This is a genomic window from Streptomyces sp. UH6, assembly GCF_013421635.1.
GTDB classification, from domain to species: Bacteria; Actinomycetota; Actinomycetes; order Streptomycetales; family Streptomycetaceae; genus Streptomyces; species Streptomyces abyssomicinicus.
On sequence record NZ_JACADT010000100.1, the window covers coordinates 1 to 10649 of the forward strand.

A 10649-nucleotide genomic window follows, 5' to 3' on the forward strand; every position below is an offset into this window, starting at 1 on the left:
CCCCACCGGGTCGACGGCGCCGAACGGATCGGTCCCGAGCACACCGGTGCCGGGCGGACCCGCGGCACCGAACGGGTCGGCGGGGCCCCCCGGGGAGGCCGGGGGTATGCGCAGCGCCACCGTTTCGTCGTCCTCGGGGCGCCACCCGGTCACGCCGTGGACCTGCCGACGACCGGCGCCAGCCCCTGCGAGCGCGCCACCGCCTCCGGGTCACCGCACTCGGCCAGCCAGTTGGCCAGCATCCGGTGACCGTGCTCGGTCAGCACCGACTCGGGGTGGAACTGCACGCCCTCCACCGGCAGTTCGCGATGGCGCAGCCCCATGACGATGCCGTCCGCGGTCCGCGCGGTCACCTCGAGCTCGTCGGGGACGGTCACCGGGTCGGCGGCCAGCGAGTGGTACCGGGTGGCGGTGAACGGGGAAGGCAGGCCGGCGAAGACGCCCTTGCCCCCGTGCTCGACCGGGGAGGTCTTGCCGTGCAGGAGCTGCGGCGCGCGGTTCACCACGCCGCCGTAGGCCACCTGCATCGACTGCATGCCGAGGCAGACGCCGAAGACCGGAACGCCGGCCGCGGCGCAGTGGCGCACCATGTCGACGCAGACACCGGCCTCCTCGGGCGAGCCCGGGCCGGGCGAGAGCAGTACGCCGTCGAAGCCCTGCTCGGCGTGGGCGAGGCTCACCTCGTCGTTGCGCAGCACCTCGCACTCCGCGCCCAGCTGGTACAGGTACTGGACGAGGTTGAAGACGAAGCTGTCGTAGTTGTCGACCACGAGGATCCGCGCGCTCATTGTTCGTCCACCGTCGCATCGCCGAAGGGAAGAAGCGGCTCGGCCCACGGGAAGACGTACTGGAACAGCACGTACACCGCGGCCAGCACGAGGAACAGCGAGAGCAGGGCCTTCACCCAGGTGTTGCCCGGCAGATGCCGCCAGATCCAGCCGTACACGGGTACCTACCCCTCCCCTTCGTCGCCTTCGTCACGTTCGTCACGCGGATCGCTTGCGCGCGCGTGCATCACGGAGCCGTACTGCACCAGACTAGGGCCTCGGGGACCCGTTTCCGGCGGGCCGGGCGTACTGGAGGTCGACCGCGCCGGTGTAGCCGGGAAGGGTGCGGACGCCGTCCTCCTCGACCTTCCAGCCCAGGCCGTAGACGTTCACGTAGATCATGTAGTTCTGGATCGCGGGGGACTCCGCGAGGGCCTTCTGCAGCCGCTCGGGGTCGCCGACCGCGGTGACCTTGTAGGGCGGGGAGTAGACCCGGCCCTGGAGGATCAGGGTGTTGCCCACGCAGCGCACCGCGCTGGTGGAGATCAGCCGCTGGTCCATGACCTGGATGCCCTCGGCGCCGCCCTTCCAGAGGGCGTTCACCACCGCCTGCAGATCCTGCTGGTGGATCACCAGGTAGTCGGGCTCCGGCTCGGGATAGCCGGGCAGCTTGGCGGTGGCGTCCGGCGGGGCGTCGTTGAGCGTGACGGTGACCGCTTCACCCTTGACCGGCTCGGTGCCGGCGGCCCGCTCCAGCTTCCGGAGCTCGGCGTCCTCGGCGTCGGTCGTGCCCTGCTCGCGGGCGGCCAGCGCGTCGACCTCCTCGCGCAGCGCCGCGTTGGACTTCTGGAGCCCCGCGTTCTCCCGGCTGCGCTCGTGGATGAGGTCCGAAAGGCGCAGCAGGGAGTCGTCGGTGCGGATGTTGGTGCCCTTGGCGGTGTGGAAGCTGGTCGCGAAGAGCAGCCCGGCCAAGGCGAACACGGCCAGTGTGAGGACCCTCACGGGACGGAACCGGAAGCGGCCGGGGCTGGTGCCCGTCCCCGGGGAGTCGGCAGAATTGCTCAACGTACCCTTGTCTCCTTCGGCGCCGCGGAAGCACTACGCTAACGGACGCCCGGGGGAGTGCTCAGTCGTCCCTTTGCTGTACATCTGAACATCCCTTAGCAGCTGCCCCGGAGCGTGCACCGTTCCAGCGCGGCACGCAGCGCATCGACAGGAGAGACCCTCGTGCCGAAGTCACGTATCCGCAAGAAGGCCGACTACACGCCGCCCGCGGCCAGGACGCAGCCGGCGGCGATCAAGCTGACCAACCGCGCCTGGGTGGCTCCGGTGATGCTGGCGCTCTTCCTCATCGGGCTGGCCTGGATCGTCATCTTCTACGTGACGGACGGCTCGCTGCCCCTCGAGGCGCTCGGGAACTGGAACATCGTGGTGGGCTTCGGCTTCATCGCCGCGGGGTTCGCGGTCTCCACCCAGTGGAAGTAGGGGCCTGACCCCGTCCGGGTCCCTCTTCTCCACCCTTCTCCACCGGGTTATCCACAGGAGTTATCCACAGGTGGAAAAGAAAAGAAGATCTGTGGATAACCCCTGCGGGGCTGGATCGGATGTGACCGATCCCTCACTGCTCGAAAACCTGTTCCCCCTCGGCCTGACCTGCGGAAATCGCGGGCGGTCGCAGGGGGTTCAGTGTTTTCCCAGGTGAGGACCGAAGCGGTGCGAACCTGTGGACAGAGCTGTGACTCTGGGCGATGGCTCAGGTGAGCTGAGCAGTTCTCAACAGAGTGATGACCACTGCTGCCGCAAGCACCAGGGCGCAGCTCCCGTACTGGATCAGCGTCCTGCGGGGGCCCTTGGCCCGCAGCATCGCGAAGCCGATCACGCCGCCCGCGACCAGTCCGCCGACATGGGCCTGCCAGCCGATGGAGGTTCCCGGCACGAAGGGCAGTGCCAGGTTGAGCACCAGGAGCAGCAGGACGGGGCGCAGGTCCCGGTTGAGCCTGCGCTGAAGCATGAGGAGAGCGCCGAAAAGGCCGAAAGTGGCTCCCGAAGCGCCCAGCGCGGTGCTGTCCGGGGGCATCAGCAGGTAGCCGAGCGCGCTTCCCGCCAGTCCGGAGACGAGGTAGAGCGCCAGGTAGCGGGCACGTCCCAGCGCCGCCTCCAGCGGACCGCCCACCAGCCACAGGGTCAGCATGTTCAGCGCGATGTGCCGCAGGTCGACATGGGTGAACATCGAGGTGACCAGCCGGTGCCACTCGCCGAGGACGGCGATGCCCTGTGGCCACCGCACCAGGTGCCCGGCGAGGCCGGGCACGGTCTGGACGGCGAGGAAGACGGCGAGGTTGATCCCCAGCAGGATCTTGGTGACCAGCCGGGTGTCTGCCACCATCGGCGCTCCGGTCAGCGTCCGCGGAGCCGAGGAACCGGTCTTCGCCCCGTCCCGCACGCACTCGGGGCACTGGAAACCGACCGAGGCGTCGATCATGCAGTCCGTGCAGATGGGCCGGTCGCAGCGGGTGCACCGTATCCCCGTCTCGCGGCCCGGATGGCGGTAGCAATCGGGCAGGGTGTGGTTCTGCTCCTGCCCTCGCGGGCCGCCGTCGCCCGGATCGTTCCCCGCGGCCATTCCGTTCCCCTTCACTCCCTGCCCCCGCACCTCGTCGAGCGGCGGCGGGCGGAAACAGTACCGCCCCGCCCACCCGGGACGGGCGAGCGGGGCGAAAGGTTCCCTCGCGGGTCCCCTGCGGTCCCGCGTCAGCGGGACTCGATCACCACGGACTGGATGACCACGTCCTCGACCGGGCGGTCGGTGCGCGGGTTGGTCCGGATCTCGGCGATGGTGTCCACGACCTTCTGGCCGGCGGTGACCTCACCGAAGATGGTGTGCTTGCGGTTCAGCCAGGTCGTCGGGGCGACCGTGATGAAGAACTGCGAGCCGTTGGTGCCCGGTCCGGCGTTGGCCATGGCCAGCAGGTAGGGCTTGTTGAAGGACAGGTCCGGGTGGAACTCGTCCTCGAACTGGTAGCCGGGACCGCCGGTGCCGTTCCCGAGCGGGTCGCCGCCCTGCAGCATGAAGCCGCTGATGACCCGGTGGAAGACGGTGCCGTCGTAGAGCTTGTCGGACGTCTTCTGGCCGGTGGCGGGGTTGACCCACTCGCGCTCGCCCTTGGCGAGCTCGACGAAGTTCTTGACCGTCTTGGGCGCGTGGTCCGGGAAAAGCCGGATCTCGATGTCGCCGTGATTGGTCTTCAGGGTGGCGTAGAGCTGCTCGGCCACGATCTGCCTTCCGTTGTCGTCTGTGACTCCCACGATCCTCGCACGCCGCGCCCGTGGGGGCGGGCACCGGCCGTCGTCCGTAGCGGATCGGGTGGTTTCGCTTGCGCGTCGTCGACCGACTCGTTCCAGAAGCGGTCCCTTTCGGCCGTCCCTGTCGTGGATCGTGACCCGGATGCCCGCTGTGGCATGCCCGATACGGCGCTCACAGGCATGATCCGACAAAGGGTGGAAAGCCGATGGAAACCGTACGCCACCGAGGAGGAGGAACCCGTGACCCGCAAGAATTGCGCGCGCGCCCGGACCGGTTCGGCGAAGGACAGCGTGCTGCACGCCGGTCAGGCGCTGGCTCCCTACGCCGACACGGCCAGGGTCAGGGCCGCTCAGTACGCCAACGAGGCGCGCGTACGGCTCGCGCCAGTGGTGTCGCAGGCGGCAGGGCAGGCCCGGGCGCAGTACGGCGCCCATGTGGCTCCGCGACTGGCGCAGGCCACCACCTACGTGCCGGCCAAGGTCGACTCGGCCGCCCGTGAAGCGGCGCTGCGTACCCGTCTGGCCGCCCAGCAGGCCGTGGAGGTCTCACGGCCGGTGATCGAGCAGGCCCGTGCCAACGCGGGCCCGGTCAAGGAGGAGGCCACCGCGCGGAGCGCCGCCGCGCTGGCCGCGTTGCGTGGGCAGGTGTCTCCCAAGGACATCGAGCGCCTGGTGAGGAAGCGGCGCCGGAGGTCCGCGCTGGGGAGTTTCACCAAGAAGACGGCGGTGCTGGGGCTGTTGGGCGCCGCGGCGTTCGCCGCCTGGCGGTGGTGGGACAGCCAGGCCAACCCGGACTGGCTGGCCGAGCCGTCGGAGGCCACCGAGGTCCCGGACGACGCGAGCAGTCTGGCGGAGGCCGACGGCAGCGGCCCGATCACTCCCACACCGGAGGACGTCCGCACCGATGAGACGACGGGGCCCTCGACGGTCGGCGAGCAGAACACGCCGGCCTCGCCGGACGACGAGGAGCGCCGTTGATCTCCGGACGTCCGCACGACAGGTGATGTTTCACGTGGAACATCGCTCTCGGGCCCGGGCCGCCTCATCGTCATGAGGCGGCCCGGGCCCGATACCGTCCCCCCTGGCCCTGGCCCGTCCCCCCTGGCCCTGGCCGTGGCCGTCGCGTTCGACGGTGGCCGGCGGGCCATGGTGGCCGGGCAACTCTCCCTGTTCGAACACAATTCCCTCTATAGTTCGAGAACGGCTACGGCCGGAACATTCGCCGAGCGCCGCCCCACACGCACCTCGCTGCCGCGCTCGGCCAGGGGGCAGGGGAATGGGGAGGGGCACGGCGATGACGCACGCCGAGAACGAGGAACCGGCGCGGTCCGACGACCGGCCGGACAGGGGCCGCAAGTCCCGGAGCCGCCGCCGTCCGCGGCGCAAGGTCTTCCGCAACATCATGATCGGCTGTGCCGTGCTGGCACTGGTCGCCGGCGGTACGGCCTGGTGGATGTACGAGGACCTCGACGGCAACATCACGGCCGTCGACCTGGAGGAGGCCCTGGGGGACGACCGCCCCGCCAAGGAACCGGCCGCCGGCGGGTCGCTGAACATCCTGGTGCTGGGCTCCGACTCCCGCGCCGGCGACAACGCCGTGCTGGACGGCGGCGACGTCGGCGGAGCCCGCTCCGACACCGCGCTGGTGGTGCACGTCGCGGAGGGCCGCTCCGAGGCGGTGGCCGTCTCCATCCCGCGGGACACCCTGGTCGACCGCCCGGCCTGTACCCGGGCCGACGGCACCGAGGTCTCCCCGGCGAAGCGGGTGATGTTCAACTCGGTCTACTCCCAGGTGGGTTCCGCCTGCACCCTCAAGACCGTGGAGACGATGTCCGGGGTCAGGATCGACCACCTGATGGAGATCGACTTCGCGGGCTTCAAGTCGCTGGTGGACGAGCTGGGCGGGGTGACGGTCGACGTCAAGGAACCCATCAAGGACACCAAGGGCGGCTTCACCCTGGATCCCGGGCAGCACCGCCTGGACGGCACCGAGTCGCTGAAGTTCGTCCGCACCCGCTACGGCTACAAGGACGGCAGCGACCTGGGGCGCATCGGCCTCCAGCAGCAGTTCCTGGTGGCGCTGATCGGCGAGGTCCGGCGGCAGGACCTGCTGGGCGATCCGGTCAGGACCTACAGGATCGCCGACTCGCTCACCGGCGCGCTGACCACCGACTCCGACCTGGCCTCGCTGACCTCGCTGGCCGAGTTCGGACAGTCGCTCCAGGGCATCGACCCGTCCGCCCTGGACACCGTGATGCTGCCGGTGACGTACGACACCGCCGACCCCAACCGGGTCGTGCCCGCCCAGCCGCTGGCCGACAAGGTCTGGGAGGCGCTGCGCAACGACCGCCCGATACCCGAGTCGGCCCGGAAGTCCCCGGCCGGCGGCAGCTGACCGGCGGGGGGAGGGCATCGATGAGCACGGCAGAAGCGGAGAAGGAGCACCCCCGGCAGGGCCGGGAGACACCCGCACGGCTCACCTTCCGTGAGGCGCTGGCCCGGCTGGCACGGGCGCAGAAGAGCGCCAAGGGCGTCTCCCTCTACTCCCGTTACGTCAACCGCCCGGTCGGCCGCGTCCTGGCGGCAGGCTCCTACCGGGTGGGGCTGACGCCCAACCAGGTCACCGCGGTCAGCGCGTTGTTCAGCTTCGGCGGCATCGCCGTGATCGCCCTGGCCGAGCCGGCCTGGTGGACGGGGCCGGTGGTGTGGCTCGCCCTGGCGACCGGTTTCGCCTTCGACTCGGCGGACGGGCAGCTGGCCCGGCTGCGCGGTGGCGGCAGTCCGGCGGGTGAATGGCTGGACCACGTGGTGGACTGCGCCAAGACCACCGCGCTGCACACGGCGGTGCTGCTGACCTTCTTCCTGCGGCCCGACGAGTTCGCCGTGCGGGAGAGGGCCTGGCTGCTGCTGCCGCTGGGCTTCCTGTTCGCGGCGATCGTGACGTTCTTCGGCGGACTGCTCACCGAGCAGCTCAAGCGGAAGGCCGCCGCCGGGCCCTCCGGCCCCGTCGCGCCGCCGTCCCTGGTACGGGCGGTGGCGCTGCTGCCGGTCGACCACGGCGTGTTCTGCCTGGTCTTCCTGCTGCTCGGGGCCGGACAGGCCTTCCTGTGGGGCTATGCCCTGTTCGGGGCGGCGGCGGCGCTCTACCTGCCGTTGTTCCTCGTCAAGTGGTTCCGCGAGCTCAGCCGCGGCTGAGCTCGCCCGCCTCGGGGACCGGTGCGGTCAGCGAGTCCAGCGCCCGGCGGAGCTGGGTGCTGGACGTGTGCACCGTGTACGGGAAGTAGACGACGTCGACGCCGACGGCGGCGAAGTCCTGCTCCAGCTTCTCCCCCTTGGCGGTGCCCCGCCAGTCGTCACCCTTGAAGAGGACGTCGAAGCGGACCTGCTTCCAGGTCTCGACCTTGTCCGGCACGGTCTCCACGAAGGCCGCGTCGACGTACTTGATGTTGCGCACGATCTCCAGCCGCTCGATGAGCGGGATGACCGGCCGGCGCCCCTTCGCCAGCTCGGCCATCTCGTCCGACACCACCCCGGCGACCAGGTAGTCGCACTGCTGCCGGGCATGCCGAAGGATGTTCAAGTGCCCGATGTGGAACAGGTCGTAGGCACCAGGTGCGTAACCCACCCGGTACGGTCTGCGGTCCGACACCTTGCGTTTCCCCCCTATGGATACGCTTTCTTCCCCCCTGCGTCAGAAATGACAGTACCGTGCACCCTTCGGGTGGGACAGGTGAACGATTAGGGTGACGAACAGCTCGTTCGCTGCAAGGGGGGCTTGTGAAGCGGAACGTGACGGAGCATCAGCCGGAGGGTGGCCGAATATCCCGGCACCGTCTGCTGCTCGTCTCCACCAACTACGCGCCGGAACACACCGGCATCGGCCCGTACGCCACCCAGATCGCCGAGCACTGGTCGGCCGGGGGGCACGAGACGCACGTGCTCGCCGGGATGCCGCACTACCCGTCGTGGTCCGTCGACCCCGGCTACCGCGGCCGGTGGCGGATGACCGAGACGAGGAACGGGGTGAGCGTGCACCGGCGGCGCCATCTGGTGCCGTCACGGCAGACCGCCGCACGCCGCGCGTTGTTCGAGGCGACCGTGCTGGGGCACCAGCTCGCCGCCCCACCGCGGATGGGACGCCCGGAGGCGGTCTTCGCCCAGCTGCCGAGCCTGGCCGGCGGCGTGGTGGCGTCCCGGCTGGCCGCCCGGTGGCGGGTGCCGTTCGTCCCCGTGGTGCAGGACCTGATGGGTGCGGCGGCCGAACAGAGCGGCATCTCCGGCGGTGACCGTGCCGCGCGTGCCGCCTCCGGGGTCGAGGGGAACGTGCTGCGCCGGGCCACCCTGGTCGGCGTCATCCACGAGACGTTCGCCGACCGCGTCGTGGCGCTGGGCGTGGACCGCGGGAGGATCCGCGTGGTGCCCAACTGGTCCCATGTGGCGGCCCCCTCGGCCGACCGGGCCGAGACCCGCGCCAGGCTGGGCTGGGGCGCGGCGCCGGTGGTGCTGCACTCGGGGAACATGGGCCTCAAGCAGGGCCTGGAGGTGCTGGTGGGCGCGGCCCGCCTGGACCCGGACGTCCGCTGGGTGCTGATGGGGGACGGCAACCAGCGTGCCGCGCTCCAGGACGTGGCGTCCGGCGTCCCCAACGTGGAGTTCCTGCCGGCGGTGGGGAACGAGGAGTTCCCCGACGTGCTGGCGGCGGCCGACGTGCTCGCGGTGACCCAGCGGGCATCGGTGCTGGACATGAGTGTGCCGTCCAAGCTGACCTCGTACTTCGCGGCCGGACGGCCCGTGGTCGCCTCGGTCGCGGACGGCGGCGGCACCGCCGAGGAGGTGCGGCGCTCCGGCGCCGGCGTCCTGGTGGAGCCGGAGGACCCGGCGGCTCTGCTGGAGGCGGTACGGAAACTGGCCGCCGACCCGGCCGCCGCCGACGCGCTGGGAGCACACGGACCCCGCCACGTGGCGGCGCATCTGGGCCGTGAGGCCGGCTTGGCCCGCTACGACGCCCTGCTGGCCGAGGTTCTGGCGGGACCCGTCGGCACGGCGTCGGGGGAGCAGGAGAAGGCGAGAGGGGCGGGAGCATGACCGAGACCAACGGCGGACCGGCCGGACTGGTACCGGTGCCGGAGGACGAGCCGGATCTGCTGCGGGACCAGTTCCTCCAGCTGATGCGCTACCCCCGGCTGATCGCGGGCGGTGTGCTGCTGGGCCTGCTGGGCGGCGCCTGGCTCGGGCTGAGCACCGCGGACACCTATGTCGCCACCAGTGACGTGCGCCTGCGGGTGGCCACCGACGACCCGTTCAGCGCCAGCCAGTCGAGCTCCAAGCTGGACATGAACACCGAACGGCAGGACGCCGGAAGCCGACGCACCGCCGAGCGGGCGGCCGAGGTGCTCGGCATCGGCGGCCGGGAGGAGGCCTTCCTCGCCGGCCTGCAGGTCACCAACCCGCCGCAGTCGCAGGTGCTCCGGTTCAGCTACACCGCGGACGACCCCAAGGACGCGGCCCGGCGCGCCAACGCCGCGGTCGAGTCCTACCTCGAGGAGCGCCGCCAGGACACCGAGGCGACCCGTGACTCGATGATCAAGGGCCTGAAGAAGCAGCTGAATCCGATCGCCAAGCAGCACGAGGAACTCGCCGCGTCCCTCACCAGCAGCAGCCCCGAGTCGGACTTCAGCGTCAAGGCCAACCTGCTCAACAAGATCACCGAACTCAACGACCGGATCAGCAAGCTCGAATCCCTCGACATGACGCCCGGCAAGGTGATCCGCACAGCCACCCCGCCGTCCGGCTCCGACGGCCCCGGCTGGGCCCTGTCGCTGATCCTGGGCGGCACCGGCGGCCTCGCGCTGGGGCTCCTCTTCGCCTGGGTCCGGCTGGTCTTCGACCCGGCGGCCCGCTCGGAGGGGGACGTGGCCCGAGCGCTGCGCGCCCCGGTGCTCGGCTCGCTGCCCCGCATCGATCCCGACGACCCGCTGCTGACGGAGGACCGCGACGACTCCCCGCTCGCCGAGGAGTACCGGTCGATCGCCTACCGGCTCGCCTACGACCGGCGGTTCGCCGACCGCCGCCGGCTGCTGGTCGCCGCCCCTCGCGGCTCCAGCCGGACCGCCGCCGCCGTCGCGGTCAACCTGGCGGCGACGTTCTCGGAGACCGGCAAGCGGGTCCTGGTCGTCGAGGCGGACCTGCGCCGCCCCTTCCTCACCCACGAGCTGGACGCCCACGAGCTGTCCCGCCCGTCCTGGACCGACGAGTCCGCGGCGTCCGGCACGGGCGACGAGGAGTGGCCCGGCCGCCGCCGTCTGCTGGTGGACGCCGGTGAGTCCGGCGGCTTCGAGCTGGTCCCCGGGGCCCGGGTGCGCAACGTGGCCCGTGCGCTGACCTCCGCCGAGACCTCGCGCCTGGTCGCCGAGGCCGACGACGCGCACGCCACGGTCATCGTCCTCACTCCCCCGGTGTTCGCCTACGCCGACGCGCTCGCCCTGGTCGACCGGGTCGACGGCGTCCTGGTGGTCTGCGACCCGCGCGGCGTGCACCGCGCACAGCTCGCCCGGCTGCGCGACCTGATCGTCGGCGCGG

Annotated in this window: 12 protein-coding genes; 6 read left to right on the forward strand and 6 right to left on the reverse strand. The window is 71.1% G+C overall.

Annotated elements, in window-relative coordinates; all coding sequences use genetic code 11:
• Positions 1–149: 149 nt before the first annotated feature.
• From HW445_RS08630 to HW445_RS08640, 3 genes are all read right to left on the reverse strand, one after another.
• Positions 150–788, reverse strand: a complete 639-nt coding sequence (locus HW445_RS08630) for an aminodeoxychorismate/anthranilate synthase component II (RefSeq protein ID WP_180220438.1) — start codon at positions 786–788, stop codon at positions 150–152.
• The gene (locus HW445_RS08635) at positions 785–946 is read right to left on the reverse strand and encodes a hypothetical protein (RefSeq protein ID WP_164540794.1); all 162 of its coding nucleotides are present in this window, start codon (positions 944–946) and stop codon (positions 785–787) included. Before HW445_RS08635 ends, HW445_RS08630 begins: the two co-directional genes overlap by 4 nt.
• 91 nt (positions 947–1037) lie before the next feature.
• Positions 1038–1832 carry a DUF881 domain-containing protein gene (locus tag HW445_RS08640; protein WP_180220439.1) on the reverse strand — a complete coding sequence of 265 codons (795 nt, stop codon included), beginning with the start codon at positions 1830–1832 and terminating at the stop codon, positions 1038–1040.
• A 162-nt stretch (positions 1833–1994) separates the two neighbouring features.
• Here HW445_RS08640 and crgA point away from each other — a divergent pair, with 162 nt between their 5' ends.
• Positions 1995–2252: a cell division protein CrgA gene (gene crgA, locus HW445_RS08645; protein ID WP_151773591.1), complete on the forward strand. Its 258-nt coding sequence runs from the start codon at positions 1995–1997 to the stop codon at positions 2250–2252.
• 268 nt (positions 2253–2520) lie between these two features.
• On the opposite strand, the gene HW445_RS08650 is transcribed toward crgA, so the two are convergent.
• Positions 2521–3390 carry a rhomboid family intramembrane serine protease gene (locus tag HW445_RS08650; protein ID WP_180220440.1) on the reverse strand — a complete coding sequence of 290 codons (870 nt, stop codon included), beginning with the start codon at positions 3388–3390 and terminating at the stop codon, positions 2521–2523.
• Between the two features lie 128 nt (positions 3391–3518).
• Positions 3519–4040: a peptidylprolyl isomerase gene (locus tag HW445_RS08655; RefSeq protein ID WP_180220446.1), complete on the reverse strand. Its 522-nt coding sequence runs from the start codon at positions 4038–4040 to the stop codon at positions 3519–3521.
• Positions 4041–4310: 270 nt separating this feature from the next.
• On the opposite strand from HW445_RS08655, the gene HW445_RS08660 reads away from it, so the two are divergent.
• The 3 genes from HW445_RS08660 to HW445_RS08670 all read left to right on the forward strand — a co-directional run bounded on the left by HW445_RS08660 (position 4311) and on the right by HW445_RS08670 (position 7265).
• Entirely contained in the window at positions 4311–5048 is a 738-nt protein-coding gene (locus HW445_RS08660) for a DUF5324 family protein (RefSeq protein WP_180220441.1), read from the forward strand.
• 316 nt (positions 5049–5364) lie between these two features.
• Positions 5365–6465, forward strand: coding sequence for an LCP family protein (locus tag HW445_RS08665; protein ID WP_180220442.1), 1101 nt, complete (start codon positions 5365–5367; stop codon positions 6463–6465).
• 20 nt (positions 6466–6485) lie between these two features.
• Entirely contained in the window at positions 6486–7265 is a 780-nt protein-coding gene (locus HW445_RS08670; RefSeq protein ID WP_180220443.1) for a CDP-alcohol phosphatidyltransferase family protein, read from the forward strand.
• Here the strand turns inward: HW445_RS08670 and HW445_RS08675 are convergent.
• Positions 7252–7719: an adenylyltransferase/cytidyltransferase family protein gene (locus tag HW445_RS08675; protein ID WP_180220444.1), complete on the reverse strand. Its 468-nt coding sequence runs from the start codon at positions 7717–7719 to the stop codon at positions 7252–7254. The genes HW445_RS08670 and HW445_RS08675 overlap by 14 nt on opposite strands.
• A 140-nt stretch (positions 7720–7859) precedes the next feature.
• Between HW445_RS08675 and HW445_RS08680 the strand changes: the two genes are divergently transcribed.
• Both HW445_RS08680 and HW445_RS08685 read left to right on the forward strand, forming a co-directional pair.
• Positions 7860–9155 (forward strand): glycosyltransferase family 4 protein, encoded by a 1296-nt coding sequence (locus HW445_RS08680; protein WP_308798674.1) that lies wholly within the window; start codon positions 7860–7862, stop codon positions 9153–9155.
• Positions 9152–10649, forward strand: a 1498-nt coding sequence (locus tag HW445_RS08685) for a lipopolysaccharide biosynthesis protein (protein ID WP_180220445.1), incomplete at its 3' end; no start/stop codon positions are given. The genes HW445_RS08680 and HW445_RS08685, both read left to right, overlap by 4 nt.

Bases quoted from the DNA above. Each gene is read 5' to 3' on its own strand.
- HW445_RS08630 (WP_180220438.1), bottom strand. From the start codon at position 788: ATGAGCGCGCGGATCCTCGTGGTCGACAACTACGACAGCTTCGTCTTC.
- HW445_RS08650 (WP_180220440.1), bottom strand. From the start codon at position 3,390: ATGGCCGCGGGGAACGATCCGGGCGACGGCGGCCCGCGAGGGCAGGAG.
- HW445_RS08665 (WP_180220442.1), top strand. From the start codon at position 5,365: ATGACGCACGCCGAGAACGAGGAACCGGCGCGGTCCGACGACCGGCCG.
- HW445_RS08670 (WP_180220443.1), top strand. From the start codon at position 6,486: ATGAGCACGGCAGAAGCGGAGAAGGAGCACCCCCGGCAGGGCCGGGAG.